Source organism: Marinobacterium nitratireducens (genome assembly GCF_014645375.1).
In the GTDB taxonomy this organism is placed as follows: Bacteria; Pseudomonadota; Gammaproteobacteria; order Pseudomonadales; family Balneatricaceae; genus Marinobacterium_A; species Marinobacterium_A nitratireducens.
In genome coordinates this window covers 187084-204287 of record NZ_BMLT01000001.1, presented here as the reverse complement: position 1 = coordinate 204287, position 17204 = coordinate 187084, and the positions used below count along the sequence as shown (strand labels likewise).

The 17204-nt window shown below is 63.7% G+C and carries 14 protein-coding genes and 1 pseudogene; 5 read left to right on the top strand and 10 right to left on the bottom strand.

The annotated features are described in order from the left end of the window. Positions 1-54: 54 nt before the first annotated feature. Positions 55-1926 (top strand): PglL family O-oligosaccharyltransferase, encoded by a 1872-nt coding sequence (locus tag IEX85_RS00890; protein WP_188857399.1) that lies wholly within the window; start codon positions 55-57, stop codon positions 1924-1926. A 136-nt stretch (positions 1927-2062) separates the two neighbouring features. Here the strand turns inward: IEX85_RS00890 and sixA are convergent, their stop codons facing one another. From sixA to dinG, 5 genes and pseudogenes are all read right to left on the bottom strand, one after another. Beyond that, the gene (gene sixA / locus IEX85_RS00885) at positions 2063-2524 is read right to left on the bottom strand and encodes a phosphohistidine phosphatase SixA (RefSeq protein WP_188857398.1); all 462 of its coding nucleotides are present in this window, start codon (positions 2522-2524) and stop codon (positions 2063-2065) included. Positions 2525-2576: 52 nt separating this feature from the next. Then, entirely contained in the window at positions 2577-3602 is a 1026-nt protein-coding gene (locus IEX85_RS00880; RefSeq protein WP_188857396.1) for an NAD(P)H-dependent glycerol-3-phosphate dehydrogenase, read from the bottom strand. Between the two features lie 63 nt (positions 3603-3665). Beyond that, positions 3666-3887, bottom strand: a complete 222-nt coding sequence (locus IEX85_RS00875; protein ID WP_188857395.1) for a hypothetical protein — start codon at positions 3885-3887, stop codon at positions 3666-3668. A 638-nt stretch (positions 3888-4525) separates the two neighbouring features. Beyond that, positions 4526-5815 (bottom strand): annotated as a pseudogene (gene rhlB / locus IEX85_RS00870) (ATP-dependent RNA helicase RhlB); the annotation flags it as partial. A gap of 19 nt (positions 5816-5834) precedes the next feature. After that, positions 5835-7973 (bottom strand): ATP-dependent DNA helicase DinG, encoded by a 2139-nt coding sequence (gene dinG / locus IEX85_RS00865; RefSeq protein ID WP_229721733.1) that lies wholly within the window; start codon positions 7971-7973, stop codon positions 5835-5837. A gap of 116 nt (positions 7974-8089) precedes the next feature. Here dinG and lexA point away from each other — a divergent pair, with 116 nt between their 5' ends. Beyond that, the gene (gene lexA, locus IEX85_RS00860; protein ID WP_229721732.1) at positions 8090-8710 is read left to right on the top strand and encodes a transcriptional repressor LexA; all 621 of its coding nucleotides are present in this window, start codon (positions 8090-8092) and stop codon (positions 8708-8710) included. Further along, on the top strand, positions 8707-9156 hold the full coding sequence (locus IEX85_RS00855) for a cell division inhibitor SulA (protein ID WP_188857393.1): 450 nt from the start codon (positions 8707-8709) through the stop codon (positions 9154-9156). Before lexA ends, IEX85_RS00855 begins: the two co-directional genes overlap by 4 nt. Before the next feature lie 350 nt (positions 9157-9506). Here IEX85_RS00855 and IEX85_RS00850 read toward each other — a convergent pair whose 3' ends face one another. Further along, positions 9507-10031, bottom strand: coding sequence for a DUF6586 family protein (locus tag IEX85_RS00850; RefSeq protein ID WP_188857392.1), 525 nt, complete (start codon positions 10029-10031; stop codon positions 9507-9509). Between the two features lie 45 nt (positions 10032-10076). Next, on the bottom strand, positions 10077-12713 hold the full coding sequence (topA, locus tag IEX85_RS00845; RefSeq protein WP_188857391.1) for a type I DNA topoisomerase: 2637 nt from the start codon (positions 12711-12713) through the stop codon (positions 10077-10079). 267 nt (positions 12714-12980) lie between these two features. On the opposite strand from topA, the gene IEX85_RS00840 reads away from it, so the two are divergent. Next, a complete protein-coding gene (locus tag IEX85_RS00840; RefSeq protein ID WP_188857389.1) occupies positions 12981-13682 on the top strand; it encodes a DNA topoisomerase I in 702 nt (233 codons plus the stop codon). Positions 13683-13740: 58 nt separating this feature from the next. Here the strand turns inward: IEX85_RS00840 and IEX85_RS00835 are convergent, their stop codons facing one another. Beyond that, positions 13741-13971: a DUF1653 domain-containing protein gene (locus IEX85_RS00835; protein WP_188857388.1), complete on the bottom strand. Its 231-nt coding sequence runs from the start codon at positions 13969-13971 to the stop codon at positions 13741-13743. 2 nt (positions 13972-13973) lie between these two features. Next, positions 13974-14483 (bottom strand): hypothetical protein, encoded by a 510-nt coding sequence (locus IEX85_RS00830; RefSeq protein WP_188857386.1) that lies wholly within the window; start codon positions 14481-14483, stop codon positions 13974-13976. A gap of 280 nt (positions 14484-14763) precedes the next feature. Between IEX85_RS00830 and IEX85_RS00825 the strand changes: the two genes are divergently transcribed. Then, complete coding sequence (locus IEX85_RS00825; RefSeq protein WP_188857385.1) at positions 14764-15216, top strand: universal stress protein; 453 nt, start codon at positions 14764-14766, stop codon at positions 15214-15216. 46 nt (positions 15217-15262) lie between these two features. On the opposite strand, the gene IEX85_RS00820 is transcribed toward IEX85_RS00825, so the two are convergent. Beyond that, positions 15263-17152, bottom strand: a complete 1890-nt coding sequence (locus tag IEX85_RS00820; protein WP_188857383.1) for an ATP-binding cassette domain-containing protein — start codon at positions 17150-17152, stop codon at positions 15263-15265. Positions 17153-17204 lie beyond the last annotated feature (52 nt).

Below are 17204 nucleotides of genomic sequence, written 5' to 3'. Positions count from 1 at the left end.
CATCCCAGACACAGGGAACCGTCCAAAACCCGCCACGCTTGCAAGGAAAGCCCGATGTCGCGTAAACACAAACGCAGAAAGAACCGCCACCGCAGCAAACCCGGCACCTTCACGCTGAAGCTCGAACGCAATCCCGAGCTCGAGCGCTCTCACAAGCTGTTCTTCCTGCTGTTCGGGCTATTGTTTCTCGCAGCGCCGCTATATTACCAGCAGAACCTCGGCGGTGAAGGCCTTTACCTGCCCTACAACGCCAGCACCTGGAGCGCGGCCCTGCTGCTCATCGGCGCCGGCTGGCTCTACGTGTTCCGGCGCGGAACACTCGACATGCCCCGTTACTGGCCGGCCCTGGCGGCACTGCCTGCGGGGCTTGTCATCAGCGGCTTCGTCACCGGCGTCGCCAACCCCACTGAATGGCTGATCCGGCTCGGCTACGTGCTGGGCGGCTTTATGTTGCTGCTGGCGCTGTTCCAGTTCCGCCTCAACCGCCACCACCGCGATATCGCGCTGATCGTCATCTTCTGCGGCATTCTGCTGCAGGCACTGATCGGCTGGATCCAGATACAGCAGCTGCCGTTACTGAAGGAACTGCTGCCGGTATCCAGCGGCAAGCGCCCGATCGCCATGTTCCAGCAGGTCAATCTGACCGCCAGCTACCTCGCCACAGGCCTGCCCCTGGCGATTTATCTGGCGACCCGCCCCGGCGCCCTCAATGCCCGCCTGATGGTGCGCCTGCTGCCCTACTTCGGACTGGTGGTCTGCACCGGCGTCCTGCTCTCCTGCGGCTCGCGCGTGGGCCTTCTCGGTGGCGGACTGGGGCTGCTGCTGGCCCTTGCCGCGCGCTTCCGCTTCCTGCTGAACCACCGTCGTATCGCGCTGGGACTGGCGTTGTCGCTGGCACTCGGCGGCGCCTTTCTGCTGTCGGAGAAGGTCGAGCGGGGCTCGTCCGCTGCGCTGAGCAAGATCGAGCGGCTGCAGGAAGGCGGCATCGCCGACGTGCGTTTCTCGGTCTATGCCATCAGCTTCGAAACCATCGCCAATGCACCGCTGTTCGGTCACGGCATCGGCAGTTTTCAGTCGGTGTGGCAGGATCAGCGCGGCCACTACCAGGACAGCCACCCGGAGGCGAAGCTCGGACCGCGCTACTCGCATCCGCACAACGAACTGCTGTTCTGGCTGGTCGAAGGCGGAATCGTCGCCCTTGCCGGTATTCTGGTGTGCGCCCTTGCGGTTCTGTGGCAGCTGGTTCGGCTGGGGCCGCAGCGGGGCCTGCTGCTCGCCGGCACCCTGATACCCATTACCCTGCACACTCAGGTCGAGCTGCCGTTCTATATTTCCTCGCCGCACTGGTTCCTGCTGCTGTTCCTGCTGTATGTCACTTTCAGCCAGGGTACCCGGCGCTATACCCTGAGACTGTCGCAGGCCGCGCGCGGGCTTTGCACCGCACTGCTGATCCTGGTGCCAGCCGGCGCCTCCACCTTCCTGCTACAGTCGCTGGTGGCCAACAGCGGCATCGTCAGCTACATGAAAAGCCGGGGCCAGCAGCCGGCCTACCTGGAGCCGGCGATCAACAACCTGTTTTTCTCCGGCCCCGCCACCTATCTGCAAATGAAAAACACCCTGATCGCCGGTTACAGCCTGGACAGCAAGGCCAACTCGCAGCTGTTCGCCGACTGGGCCAACGAGTACCTCAAGCAGACGCCGGACATTCAGCTCTACTACGATCTCGCCGGTGCCTACGTGCATCTGGGCGAGCGCGACAAGGCCAGGGCCACCCTGGCCGAGGGGCTGCGCATCTACCGTCACAACGGCAAGCTGGAAAACGCCATGAAGGCACTCGAGAGCGGCCAGATCGACGCCTACCTCAGGCAGCTCGCCGAAAAGTACGCCGAGCGCCTGAAGGCCAACGCCAGTCAGGCACAACAATAAGGCTCATCGCGCTTAAGCGGGACAAACGTAAATCGTAGGATGGGTGGAGCGGCGCATCGGTATGGCGTATCGGTCACCGATGCGGCCAGGGCGTCGTGCAACCCATCTTGGGCGCCGATTCGGCACTTGGACACCGTCAAAAGCAGTCGAGCTTTTTCACCAGCACGCCGAGACCCGCGGCCGGCCAGTCGAGCTCGAGGATGGCGATGCTGCCCGGCAGCATCGGCTCGGGGTAACGGGCATCCCCGTCGCAAAGCGTCGCCACCAGCTTGCCTAGCAACGGTTGATGAGCCACCAGGAGCAGGCCATCCGTGGCGCAGGTTTCCAGTGCGGCAAGCGCGGTCGTGACCTCGGACTCAGGGGTAAAGGCGCCCACGGGATCCAGCTGCACCGCGCCGAGGTGCGCGGCGAGGCGCTGGGCCGTCTGCCGCGCCCGCAAATAGGGGCTCGATACGATCAGACGGATGTCACGCAGGGTCTCGTGTTCCCGCTCCAGCAGGCGATCGAGCGCGGCCACGCCGGCCTCGGTCAGGCTGCGCTCGAAATCGGAGGCGGCGTTGAAGCCGGCCTCGCCGTGACGCATCAGGTAGAGTTTCATCGATGGGTTTGGTAACGGGTCTCGTCTAACGCGTAAGCGGGTGCATCCGGCGTCAGCCCTCGCGCGGCAGCACGAACTCGACGTCGCTGCTCTGCTCGTTGAGCATCAGCATCTTCGCCACTGCAGCGGCCGGCAGCCCGTTGAAAACCACTTCGTAGAGACCGGACACCAGCGGCATGTAAATGCCCAGCTGGTCGGTTTTTTCCTTCACCCGGCGTAGCGTGTTGACGCCCTCGGCCACCTCACCGAGCGCCTCGACCGCCTCGTCCAGCGTCCTGCCCTCGCCCAGCGCAAAACCGACGCGATAATTGCGCGACAGCGGCGACATGCAGGTCACGATCAGATCGCCGACACCGGCGAGACCAAGGAACGTCAGCGGATTGGCGCCCATGCTGACGGCAAAGCGACTCATCTCGGCCAGGCTGCGGGTCATCAGCATGCTGCGCGTATTCTCGCCCATGCCGAGCGCCGCGCTCATACCCGCTGCGATGGCGTAGATATTCTTCAGCGCACCGCCGAGCTCGACGCCATACATGTCGGTGCTGGCATAGACGCGAAAATATTCGGTGTGCAGCACCTTCTGCACCGTGTCGCGAAGTGCCGGGTCCTCGCTGGCGATGACGGTCGCGGTCAACTGGCGCGCCGCCACTTCCTTGGCGAGATTGGGCCCGCTCAGTACCCCGATAAGCGCCTCGGGAAGCTCGTCGCGCAGGATCTCGCTCATCAGGCTGAAGGTGTCGGCTTCGATGCCCTTGGTGGTACTGACCACCATCTGGCCGGGCCGGAGATAGGGTTTGGCATCCCGGACCACCTGGCGAAAGGCGCTGCTGGGGATGGCGACGAATACCAGTTCTGCGCCGTCGAGCACCCGCTCCAGGCTGGAGTCGGCTTCGAGACCGTCCGCCAGCCGGTAGCCCGGCAGATACTTGGGATTTTCGCGGCTGTTGCGTATCGAGGCGACCTGTTGCTGATCCCGCAGCCAGAGGCGCACCGGCAATCCCTTTTCCGCAACCAGATTCGCGAGCACGGTGCCGAAGCTGCCTCCGCCCAGTACCGCGACCTGCGTATTGCCACTCATTGCAAGAAACTCCTTGTTATTTTTGGCGATGACGGACGCCGCACGGGCGCCCGGCGCCGCCGGTCAACGACGGCGATCGAGGCTGTCGAGCACCCAGTCCACGCCGCGAAACAGCAGCGTGACGAGGCCGAACCCCACCGGCGCCATGACCAGAAAGGCCAGTAGCAGCCCCGAGTCGCCGGTTCGCTGGTAGCCGACGACACCGATGGCGGCGAAGAACAACGCCACCAGCGTCGCGGCTATCCGACTGATACGCCGGGTGCCGTGGCGATCATCACGACTCATCGCGGCTCCCGAAACTCCGGCTCATCGCGCTTGCCGGCGTCGTCCGCAGGCTGTTCCGGCTGCGCTGCGGCGGCAGCGTCTTGCGCCGGCTCGCTTGCCGCTGCGCCCGTTTTGCTCTGGGCGGGTAGCTCATCGGCGGCCTCGTCGGCCTTGCGCGGCTCGATCTCGACAGCCGCGGCCCCGGCTTCGGGCTTCACCGCGCCTTCGGCTTCGTCGTTGGCATCGGCACCCGCGTCTGCCGGTATCTGAGCGCTGGGGTTTGCCTGCGCTTCTGCCGCCGTTTCGCAAGCGGAACCCGCGTCGGCCTGCTTCAACGCCGCCGCGTCATGCACCGCATCCGTCTTCACCTCGGGCTCATGGGCCTCGGCTGCCAGGCTCTTTTCGTTAACGGCCGGAGCGGTTTCCGCTTCAGCCTCTGCCGGCCGATCCTGCGCCGCTTCAGCCTCCGCCCTGGCAGGCTCGGCTTGCGGTTCGGGCTGCTTGGCGGGCGCTTGCGCAAGCTCCTGCTCGTCCCCCGGCGCGGACTCTTCTGCCGGCTCCGCGGATTCCTGTGCGGAGTCTTCCGCCGACTCCTGCAGCGGCGATTCCGCCGTCTGCTCGTCGGCGGACGGCGCCGCAGGCATCTCCGGCACATCCTTGAGCAGTTCGGCATCGGGGTGCACGCAATCGAGCTTGACCCCGGTTTCGGCCTCGATCTCCGGAATCAGGAAGGAGTCGTTCTCGCAGGCGAAGCAGACCGACTCGCCACTGGCCCCGGCGCGGCCGGTACGGCCGATGCGATGCACATAGTCGTCCGGCTCTTCCGGCAGCTGGTAGTTGATAACGTGCGTGACGCCATCGATATGAATGCCACGACCGGCGACATCGGTGGCGACCAGCACCTGAATCTTGCCGCTGCGGAAGTCCTCGAGCGTGCGCAGACGCTTGTTCTGCGGGATCTCGCCGGACATCAGCGCCGCTTTCAGGCCGTCCTTCTGCAGACGCTCGGCCAGCGCCCGGGTTTCGTGGCGGCGGTTGCCGAACACGATCACCTTCTCGATATTGTTGACGCGGATGTAGTTGCGCAGCAAACGGTACTTCTGTTTGCTCGACACCAGGAAGACCGTCTGGCTGACGTTATCCGTGGTCTTGTGCTCCGACTCGATCTCGACCTTGACCGGTTCCAGGGTCCACTGCTTGGCCAGGTTCATGATGTCGTCGGAGAAGGTGGCGCTGTAGAGCAGCGTCTGACGATCCTCGCCCTTGCGCGGCGTCTGGCGGATGATGGTACGCACATCCGGGATGAAGCCCATGCTCAGCATGCGGTCGGCTTCGTCCAGCACCAGCACCTCGACGTTGTAGAGATCCACTTCCTTGGAGCGCACGAAGTCGATCAGGCGACCCGGGGTGGCCACGAGGATGTCGACCGGACGCTCGCGCAGCTGGGCGCGCTGCTTGTCGTAGTCCATGCCACCGACCAGCGCCACCACGCCGATATCGGCGTATTTGCCCAGCCCCTCGGCATCGGAGGCAATCTGCAGCGCCAGCTCGCGCGTCGGCGCCACGATCAGCGCCCGCGGCTCGCCGAGCTTGCGCTCGTCGCCGAGCGGGAAGTCCAGCAGGTCGGTGATGATACCGGTCAGGAACGCCGCGGTCTTGCCGGTGCCGGTCTGGGCCTTGCCGATGATGTCCTTGCCTTCGAGCGCCGGCTCGATGGTCGCGGCCTGGATCGGCGTGCAGTACTGGAAGCCCAGATCCTGGATCGCGTGCAATACCGCGTCCGGCAGGTTGAAGTCGTGAAAGCGGCGCTTGCCTTCGACCTCGGGCACGACGAAATCGGCCGGAGTCCAGCTGGCTGCAGCGCCGTCCCGACGCCGCCGTGATCCGCCACGTTTGCGGGACGAGCCCCGCGGGCGCCTGCGCTTGGTGCTTTTCTCTTCGTTGCTCAACTTTAACCCTTAAATCCTGTTAGTTCAGTTTGCGCCTGAACGGCGGCAAGGCATCCAGCAGCTGGCGGCCGTAGCGCCTCGTCACCACCCGGCGATCGAGCAGTATCACAGTGCCACTGTCCTGCTCCGTCCGCAGCAACCGGCCGACGGCCTGCGTCAGCCGCATTGACGCCATCGGGACCGACCAGTCGATGAAGGCGTTGCCGCCGCGCTGTTCGATCCACTCTGCCATCGTCGCATCGACCGGATCGTCCGGGACGCTGAACGGCAGCTTGGCAATGATCACCTCGGTCAGATAGCCGCCGGGCAAATCCACGCCCTCGGCGAACGAGGCCAGGCCGAAGATGACGCTGGGCTCGCCCCTGTCGACGGCGGCGCGGTGCTGCTGGAGAATTTCGTTCTTCGAATACTGGCCCTGGGACAGCACCGTATTCTTGATGGATTCGTCCAACTGTTCAAGCACGGTGCGCATCTGGCGCCAGGAACTGAACAATACCAGAGTTGCCTTGGCGCTTAATAGCCGCTGACCGAGAAATTCCGCCACTTCCCGGGTATGCCCCTCGGGGTCTGACGGATCCGCCTGCATCGGCGGCACCCAGAGCTCGGCACTGCGCTGGTGATCGAAGGGACTTTGCAGTCGCTCGCAGGGCGTATCCGGCGCCAGGCCCAGATCCACCAGCACACGATCGAACTGTCCGAGCGCCGTCAGTGTCGCCGACGTCACCACAGCGCCATAACAGTGTTCCCAGAGGTGCTCGCCAAGCGTGCCGGCCGCCGACACCGGGCTGGAACGGCACTCGTAGTCGATACCGTCACTGCCCTCGACGATATTGATCCAGCGCGCCGTCGGCGATGCGCCCTCCGGGTCGGGCTCGCGGTAGGAACGCGCCAGCCAGCAGATCGACTGCATGCGCGAGAGCAGCACCCCGACCTGGGGGTACCAGCGCTCCGCGGAAGCCTTGTCGAGCTCGGGAATGCCGCCGTCCATGGCCTCCTTGAGCAGATCGACGATCATTTCGATCTTGCTCGAGGCCTTGTCCGCGATCATCGCAATATCGCCGGCCTCGATGCGCAGCGCTTCGGGCAGTTTGCCGCCGGGAAAACGAAAACGCTCGGCGCCGGGGCTGCCGTCGGCATCGTGGAGCATGGTTCTGAGGCTGCGCTGCAGGCCTTCCAGGCACTGGTGCAGCTCGGCAAAGGGGACATCCAGCTGACCGACATAGGTGTTGAGCACCGAGTGGTCACCGCATTCGCCGCGCATCCGCTCGAGCTGGCGCGACGCCGTGGACAGCCAGCGGCTGCTGGAGCCGACCCTCATGCTGTAGGCGAAGTGACCGATGGCCTTGGCCGCCAGGTGATGTCCTTCGTCGAACACATAGATGCTGTCGACCGGATCCGGCAGGATGGCGCCGCCGCCGAGCGCGAGATCGGCCATCACCAGATCATGGTTGGCGATGACCACCTCCACCTGATCGAGCGACTCGCGGGCGCGGTAAAACGGACAGGCGCTGAAATTGGCGCAGCGGCGGTTGCTGCACTGCAGATGATCGCTGGTGAGCGGCTGCCAGAGGGGCTCTTCCAGCTCCTGGCGCAGATTGTCGCGGTCGCCGTCCCAGCGTCCGGCGGCGAATTCGTTCAGCAGGTCGCGATAAAGGGCCACCGACTCGTCGTCGAGTTTTGCCGCCAGCTCGTCTTCGTATAGCGCCATCTGCCCCATGGCTGCCTGGCTGTCGAGCAGCCGTTCGGCCTTGTTGATGCACAGATAGCGCCCGCGCCCCTTGGCCAGGCTGAACTTGACCGGCAACTGGGCGTGACGGGAGATTTCGGGCAGATCCTTCATCACCAGCTGCTCCTGCAACGCCACGGTGGCCGTCGACAGAATCAGCTTTTTGCCGGCGGCCCTCGCCAGCGGCAGCGTTGCCAGAAGATAGGCCAGCGTCTTGCCGGTACCGGTGCCCGCCTCGACGAGGCAGACGTGGGGCCCCTGCTGACGCACGCCCGACGCGTCGGCCTCGATATTGCCGAGCACCCGGGCGATGTGCGCGATCATCAGGCGCTGACCCTGACGCGGCCTGAGCGACTTGGCCGCGAGAAAGTCGCGGTAAGCCTGTTGTATTTCGTTCTTTAACGCCTCGGTCAGCACATCGACGTCCGCCATAGCCCGTGAAGGCGAGCGATTCTACCAAACCACTGGATGCATAGACAGAATTTGCTTTACCCGGAACGGTTACTGTATATACTTACACATACTGTACATACAAACAGGTTCCGATCATGAAACTGACCCGGCGACAAACGGACGTGCTCGAGTGCATCAAGCACCATATCGAAACCACCGGCTATCCCCCTACCCGCGCCGATATCGCCCGCGAACTCGGTTTTCGCTCCGCCAATGCCGCCGAGGAACACCTCAAGGCGCTCGCCAAGAAAGGCGCAATCGAGATCATCAAGGGCACTTCCCGCGGTATCCGGCTGCCGGAAATCGAGCAGGAAGCCGCCAACGAGGGATTGCCGATCGTCGGTCAGGTCGCGGCAGGTTCGCCGATTCTGGCGCAGCAGCATATCGAGGACCACTGCACCATCTCGTCGGATTTTTTCCACCCCAGCGCCGACTACCTGCTCAGGGTCCGTGGCCAGAGCATGCGCAACATCGGCATCATGGATGGCGACCTGCTTGCTGTACACCAGTGTCGCGAAGCGCGTAACGGCCAGATTGTGGTGGCCCGCATCGACGACGAAGTAACGGTGAAGCGCTTCAAGCGTGAAGGTGAAAAGGTCTACCTGATCGCCGAAAACGAAGATTACGAACCCATAGTGGTGGACCTGCGCGAGCAGGAACTGGCAATCGAAGGACTGGGCGTCGGCGTCATTCGCCGCACAGGAGAGTCGTTATGATCCGCTCGAACAGCATCGGCAACGCAGCCGGGTTCCGCCCCCGCCCACAGACCACCCCGCAACAGCACCGTACGGGAGGGCTCGACGGGAAACTGACCGAGATCGTCACCCACGATACCGATCTTGCAAGCATGCCGCTGCTGATGCCGCTGCTGGCGCAACTGAGCCGTGACGAGCGCTGGTTCGCCTGGGTCGCCCCGCCGCCCCGGTTGCCGAAAACGCTGCTGAGCGAGGCCGGCATCGACCTCAACAAGGTCATACTGCTTCACCGCGACGTCGAGCACAGCGTGCTTGATCTGGCCTGCCGCGCGCTGCGTGCCGGCACCTGTCACGTGGTTATCTCCTGGCCGGGGTATCTGCCGGAGCAGGAGCTCCAGGCACTGGAGCAGGCCGCCGCCAGCGGACGCAGCCACGGCATTCTGATTCGCGGCCGGCAGCACGCGTAAGCGAAGCGTTAAGACCGTTGGGTGAAGGTCGGAACGACCGCAACCCAACACCCTTCGCGCCAGCCGACACCCATCGATCTGTACGGCGATCGCTATGGCGGGTTGTGCGACCTGTGTCCCGTAGGTTGGGTCTAGTGGCGCAGCCGCGTAACCCAACAAGTGGAGTGCCGGGGCGGCAAAGTGCCAGCCGACACCAATCGATCTGTACTGCGATCGATATGGCGGGTTACGCGATGCCCGAGCGACTGGAGTAATGGGTAAGCAAGTGCCATTGCATCGCTAGACCCACCCTCCGGTCCAGGGATTCGGGTGGGTGCAGTTTTTCGCTTGCCGCTTGAAACTTTCTTTTCCTACCACTCCTCCATGCCGGCGCGCAGGCGCTCGACAAGGTGTGAAAACTGCGAAAACCAGCGCCGGCACTCTTCCAGCACAGCACCATCTTCGCGGTGACTCGGATTGACCTGGCGCACCTGTATCTCCGACAGGCTGTGCTGCGGTGGGACCTGCGGCGCGCTTCGCTCGCTAGCCTGCCAGCAAGCTTCGTAAGCCAGCAGCATCTGCTTCAACCAGCTGTCAGCGTTGCCTTCCAGCACACCCAACTCGCTGCGCTCCGGAGATTCGAGCCCGGCTGCCTCCAGCCGGGCATCGAGATCGGCAAAGCATCCGACCTGCGCTGCATCGAGCCGGTAACGCTCGGCAATTTCCCGCAGGAACGCCTGATAGCCGGATGCCAGATGAAACAGCACCGACTCCTGAAAGGACTCCACCAGCGCATGCTTGCTCCAGCCGGTCGACGCCTGGGCTTCTTCAAGACGCTCCAGGTGCAGGCGGGCGAAGTTTAGCTTCTGACTGGTGCGGGTAATATACAGACTCATCTCGCGACTCCCGCTGGCGATGCCTGAGGCATCGCCAGCCCAAAATTACTTCTTGCTGGCCTTGTCCTGCACCACCCAGCGGCCGCCTTCGTAGTAGGCGCGCCAGCCGGTCGCCTTGCCGTCGACTTCGGTCATGACATACTGCTCCTTGGTCTTGCGGCTATAGCGGATCTGCGCCGGATTGCCATCGTCGTCCGCCACCGGGGCCGAAAACAGGAAGCTGTATTTCGGGTCGATTTCGTTCTTGTGCGGCAGCAGTTCGCTGACCTTGGGCGGCCGGGTTTCGCGATTCTTGGGAAACTGGCTCGCAGCCAGGAACAGGCCGCTGGCCCCGTCCCGCAGCACGTAGGTATCCTCGACCTTCTCGCAGGCAAGCTCGGGCATCGGCACCGGGTCCATCTTGGGCGGGGCCGGCTCACCGCTCTTGAGCAGCTTGCGGGTATTTTTGCACTCGCTGTTGGTGCAACCGAAGTACTTGCCGAAGCGGCCGGTCTTGAGCTGCATTTCAGCGCCGCACTTGTCGCACTCGATGGTCGGTCCCTCGTAGCCCTTGAGACGGTAACTCCCGGTTTCCACCTCGAAACCGTCGCAGTCGGGGTTGTTGCCGCAGACGTGCAGCTTGCGGGTCTGGTCGATCAGATAGGAATCCATCGCCGCGCCGCACTTGGCGCAACGGTGTTTCTTGCGCAGCAGACGGGATTCCGCCTCGTCGTCCGCATCCTCGCTGACCACCTCGTCGCCCGGCACCAGGTTGATCGTCGCCTTGCAACGCTCTTTCGGCGGCAGCGAATAGCCTGAGCAGCCGAGGAACACCCCGGTGCTGGCGGTACGGATCATCATCGGTCGACCGCAGTCCGGGCAGGGAATATCGGTTTCGGTCGGTGTGTTCGGCCGCATGCCATGCTCCGGGCTCTGGGAGTCCTGCAGCTTGAGCACGAAGTCGCCATAAAAGCCGTTCAGCACCGCTTTCCAGTCCTTGCCACCGGCCGCCACGTCATCGAGGGCTTCCTCCATGCGGGCAGTGAAGCCGTAGTCCATCAGGTCGGAGAAGTTTTCCGTCAGGCGCTCGGTGACGATATCGCCCATCTTCTGGGCGTAAAAGCGGCGATTCTGTACCTGAACATAGCCGCGATCCTGAATCGTCGAAATGATCGCGGCGTAGGTCGAGGGTCGCCCGATACCGCGCTTTTCCAGCTCCTTGACCAGACTCGCCTCGGTGTAGCGCGGCGCCGGCTTGGTAAAGTGCTGCTTGGGATCGAGCTGCTCGAGATTCAGGGTGTCGCCGGCCTTGAGGTCCGGCAGGATGATATCCTCGTCGTTCTTGCCCTTGGACGGCAGCACACGGGTGAAGCCGTCGAACTTGAGAATGCGGCCCCGGGTACGCAGCTCGAACTCGCCGGCCTTCACCTGGATACGGGTACTGAGGTACTCGGCCGGTTTCATCTGACAGGCGAGGAACTGGCGCCGGATAAGGTCGTACAGGCGTTCGGCGTCGCGCTCCATGCCGGAAAGCGAGGTCGGCGCAATGGCGACATCCGACGGACGAATGGCCTCGTGCGCCTCCTGAGCGCCCTCCTTGCTGCTGTAGGCCACCGGCGCCTCGGGCAGATACTCGCTGCCGTACTGCTGTTCGATGAACTCACGACAGGCCGCCACCGCCTCGGTGCTGAGGTTGGTGGAGTCGGTACGCATGTAGGTGATGTAACCGGCCTCGTACAGGCGCTGCGCCAGCATCATGGTTTTCTTGACGCCGAACCCCAGCCGGGTGCTCGCCGCCTGCTGCAGCGTGGAGGTGATAAAGGGCGCACCGGGCTTGCTGCTGGTCGGCTTGTCCTCGCGCTTGACGACTTCGAAGGCGGCCTTTTTGAGCTGCTCCAGATGGCTACTGGTCTCGCTTTCGCTGGTGGGGCGGAACGCCTGCCCCTGGTGACGCGTCACCTGCAGACGAACCGCCTCACTCAGCGAGGTGAGAGTGTCGGCATGGACTTCCCAGTATTCCTCCGGCACGAAGGCGCGAATTTCGCGCTCACGCTCCACCACCAGCCGCACCGCCACCGACTGTACCCGCCCGGCGGACAGGCCACGGGCGATTTTTTCCCACAGCAGCGGCGACAGCATGTAGCCCACGACGCGGTCGAGAAAGCGCCGCGCCTGCTGCGCATTGACCCGCGCCATATCCAGATCCGAGGGCTTCTCGAACGCCGACTTGATGGCTTTTTTGGTGATCTCGTTGAACACCACGCGGCGAAAGCGGCTGTCGTCCCCGCCGATCGACTCGCGCAGATGCCAGGCGATGGCCTCCCCTTCACGGTCCAAGTCGGTCGCGAGATAGATTTCGTCGGCACTCTTGGCCAGACGCTTGAGCTCATCGACGACCTTTTCCTTGCCCGGCAGGATCTCGTAATGCGCCTGCCAGTCATGATCGGGATTGATACCCATCCGCGCGATCAGCTGCTCGCGCGACTTGCGCGCCTTGTACTCGGCTTTCTCCTCCGGAGACATTTTGCGTGTCAGCGCCGCCTGCCGTGCCCGCTCCTTGGGGTCGCTTTTGGTCGCACTGCCGCTGGTCGGAAGGTCGCGGATATGACCGACGCTCGACTTCACAACGAACTGGCTGCCGAGATATTTGTTAATCGTCTTTGCCTTTGCCGGGGACTCGACGATAACGAGAGACTTACCCATAGAGTTCTGTTCCTTGGCGCGGAAAGGGCTTGGGACCTGCGTACCCTGCGACCGTCGTCGGTCACAAAGTCCCTGGCGTCTAGCCGGACGGGGTTCGCAGGCTCAATCAGCGTGCATATATAAGTGCTGCGTTTTCAGGGGTCAAGCCGCGACCCCGAAAAAAAACCGCAGCGACCGGTCTGAAGATGGCTCACGAACAGGATGAAAATGTGCGCAACCAGGCTTTATAATTCATACACTTATTTATAACCAACCACGTTGGCGACGATGCTGCAAGACAATCTGACCTACATCATCCTGATTGCCGTTGTCGGGCTGGTCGCTTTGCTGACCAGCCACGTCATCAGCAACCGCGAAAAGGACGCCAGCGCACGCCGCGAGCGCCTGCGGTGGCTGCAGCAACAGGCGGAACACTGCTGCAATGCGCTGATGGTGATGCGCGCGGCCGGCTGCAAAAGTGAAATCATCGACCGCATCGACGCCCACACCCAGACCCTCATCGATGAAATGGAGGTACTGGCGCCCGACTCCGAAACACTGCAGACGACGCGCAACCTGAAGGCCGGCGCCGACCGCGCCACCCCTTCGAGCGTACCGCTCAACAGCGACCGCGCCATCAAGCGCGCCTCGATCTACATCCGCTTCGCCGGGCGCCTGCTCGAAGAGCTGGCCAAGGCCAGGCAGATCAGCAGTCAGCTCGCCGCCGCCTACGCCCAGGACCTGCACTGGCTCAACGTATCCATCGTCGCCACCGCCCACCTGGCGCAGGGCCAGAAGAGCCTGAGCGCCGAAGACCGGCCCGCCGCGCTGTCGCACCTCAAGCACGCCAAGGCGGTCCTGACCCGGGCCATGGTGCCGCAGCAGCTCAAACAGGACCGATTACAACAGATCCAGTCGCTGCTCGACAGCCTCGAGCCCCGGCCGCAACGCTCGGCGGGAACCCTGGCCGACGAGGTGGACAAATACTAACGTTTCAGGAAGTAATGACTCTGAGACTGACTTTACTTCCTAAAACGTTAGTAGTATTTCAGCAATCGCTGAGCGGCGCGAAGCGCGGCACCCGACGGCCATCCGGCAGCACCACCTCTTCGACGAACATGGCCAGTGGCCTGACCCAGAGACCGCCGTCGCCGTAACAGGGGCGGTAGACTACCAGCCACTCTTCGGTTTCCGAGTGTCGGGCGTTGCCGATCACCTCGTATTCCTGTCCCTTGTAGTGCCGGTAACGCCCCGGCACGGGCTGCGCAGTTTGCTGCATCGCTAGAAATTCCCCTCGATTATCCGTTGCAGGCCGTCGCGAATCCGCTCCAGCTCGTCGACGCCGCCGTTTTCGCCCCAGAGCGCACTGACGTGAATCGGCGTAGACTCCACCGCCACCACGTCGTGCGGCAGGCTCTGCAATACCTCCGCCAGCAACTCCAGCCGGCCGGCGTCGAGCATGCGCTCGCCGATGGTCCAGCTCCAGCCATCCGGCAGACCGTCACAACTGAGCGCGCGCACCCGAAATACGCGCCAGGGCTGCAGGCGCTCCCGCACCCGGGAGTCGACGCCGTGACGCAGCAGGCGGTAGGCGGGCCTGCGGAACTCCTCGGGTTCGGCCTCACCGCTTGCTCGCGGGCCCTCGAGGGTCACCAGCTGCACCTGGAACCCGAAGGTCCGGGCCCGGCTGCGCAACTGCGCCTGTTCGGTCTGGCGCCGCGTCGGCATCGCCCACATGACGGAGCCGATCAGCGACATCATGATCAGTACGATTATTGTCCACTTCCACATTTATCCAGTCCTGAAAGGGCCCGTTCCGCAGCCGGGCCGTGATACATAGCGCCTTGATCGAAGTCACACCAGCCGCGATAGGCTGCGGGCGCCCCGAAAAGCCGTAGCGAGCGACCTACAGGCAAGGCGCACGGCGCACAGGGTCCGCAGTGTATGGTTTATACATGAGGAATCCGAGCACCGCGCAACGCAGCCTGTGAGTCGCGCAGTAGGTTGTTCGGTGCGCCCTTGTGCTAATCTCTGGGTAACTCTCTTCTCCCTCAAGAGGACTCCTCCCAAGATGAGCGCTTACAAACGAATCCTGATGGCTGTCGATCTGTCGGAAGAATCGGACCAGCTGATCGACAAGACCTGCGAGATTGCAGGGCGCAACGACGCCGAACTGAGCCTCATACACGTCATTGAACCTCTGAGCTTCGCCTATGGCGGTGACGTGCCGATGGACCTGACGACCATACAGGAGCAGCTCGACGAACACGCCCGCGGCAAACTCGATGCCTTTGCCGCCAAGCTGAGCCACCCGGTGAAGAACAAGCTCATCGTCAGCGGCCACACCGAATCCGAAATACACCGCATCGCCGACGAGCACGACATCAACCTGATCATCGTCGGCAGCCATGGCCGGCATGGCCTGTCGCTGCTGCTGGGTTCCACCGCCAACGGCGTGCTGCACGGCGCCCACTGCGACGTGCTGGCCATTCGCGTGCAGCCGGTCGAGAAAGACAAGGACTGAGCACTCGCGGGCTGCGGGCACGGCAAACCGCGCCCGCAGCGCCCCGCTACTCCTCCTGCATCGCCTCCAGCTCCACCCAGCGCTCCATAAGCTGCTCGACATGCTGCTCCTGACGTTGCAACGCTTCGAGCTTCTCGCTGACCTCGCCGTGGGGCCGGTCGTAGAAGGCCGCTGAGGATACTTCCTGTTGCAGGGTTGCCAGCAGCTGCTCGGCTTGCTCCAGCTGCTGCGGCAACGCGTCGAGCTCGCGCTGCAGTTTGTAGCTGAGCTTGCGCTGCCCCCTGGGCTTTTCCGGTTCGGGCTTTTTCGACTCGGGGCGCACGGCACCGGAAGCTTCCTGAGGCTCCACCGGCGCCGGCCGCTGGCGCAGCCAGTCATGATAGCCGCCGACATATTCCCGTACCCGGCCGTTGCCCTCGAAGGCCACGGTGCTGGTGACGACGTTGTCGAGGAAGGAACGGTCGTGACTCACCAGCAGCACGGTGCCCTTGAATTCCAGCAGTATTTCCTCGAGCAGCTCCAGCGTCTCGACATCGAGATCGTTGGTCGGCTCGTCGAGTACCAGCACGTTGGCCGGCTGGCTGAACAGCTTGGCCAGCAGTACCCGGTTGCACTCACCGCCGGAAAGTGCCCGCACCGGCGTGCGGGCACGCTCGGCGGAGAACAGGAAGTCGCCCAGATAGCTGATGATATGACGGTCGCGGCCGTTGATGGAGATGCTTTCCCGCCCCTGGGAGATGTTGTCGATCACGGTTTTGTCCGGGTCGAGCTGGCCGCGCAGCTGATCGAAATAGGCGACCTCGATCTTGGTGCCGCGACGGATCTCGCCACTGTCCGGCGTTTCCTCCCCCAGCACCAGTTTGAGCAGGCTGCTCTTGCCAATGCCGTTGGGCCCGATCAGACCGATTCTATCGCCGCGCTGAATGGTGAGATCGAGATGGTCGATAAGGGTGCGTCCCTCGTATGCCAGGCACACCCCCTTGAGCTCCGCTACCAGCTTGCCCGACTTCTGCGCTTCGTCGAGGCTGAATTTGGCCTGCCCCTGACGGTTGCGACGCTCGCCCCGCTCGCGGCGCATCTGTTCCAGCGCCCGCACCCGGCCTTCGTTGCGGGTACGGCGCGCCTTGATTCCCTGACGTATCCAGACCTCTTCCTGCGCCAGCTTGCGGTCGAACTCGGCGTTGTGGCGCGCCTCCTCCGCCAGCAGCTGCTCCTTGCGCGCCTGGTATTCGCGATAGCTGCCGGGAAAAGACGTCAGCATGCCGCGATCGAGCTCGACGATACGCGTCGCCAGCGCATCGACCAGCGCGCGGTCGTGGGAAATGAACAGCAGCCCGCCCCGAAACTCGAGCAGCTGCTGCTCGAGCCATTCGATGGTATCGATATCGAGGTGGTTGGTCGGTTCGTCGAGCAGCAGCAGATCCGGCTCCTGCACCAGGGCCGCTCCGAGCGCCGCGCGCCGGCGCCAGCCTCCGGACAGCTGCGACATGCGCCGCTCCCCCGGCAGACCAAGACGATCCAGCACCCGCTGCACTTTCTGTTCCAGATGCCAGCCGTCCCGGGCCTCGATCTCCTGCTGCAGCGACTCGAGCGCCGCCATGTCAGCCTCGTCGTGGTGCTGTACCAGCCGGTCGTAACGCTGGCGCAGTTCAACGATATCCGCCAGTCCCGCCATCACCACATCCCGCACCTGCCGTTCGTCCGCCGCCGGCAGTGCCTGCGGCAACTGCGCGATGCGGCAGGCCGGGTCGGTCCAGAACTCGCCGCTGTCCGCCTGCAGCTGCGAGCAGACCAGCTTGAGCAACGTCGACTTGCCCGCGCCGTTCAGCCCGACCAGCGCCACGCGCTCGCCCGGCTCGATCTGGAAGCCGACCTTATCCAGCAGCGTCCTGGCACCGAAGGCCACCGAGATATTGTCAAGTCGTATCAAAGGCATAGATAAGGAATTCGTCTATAAAAGGGGGGACGCCATTCTACCGCATTCAGTC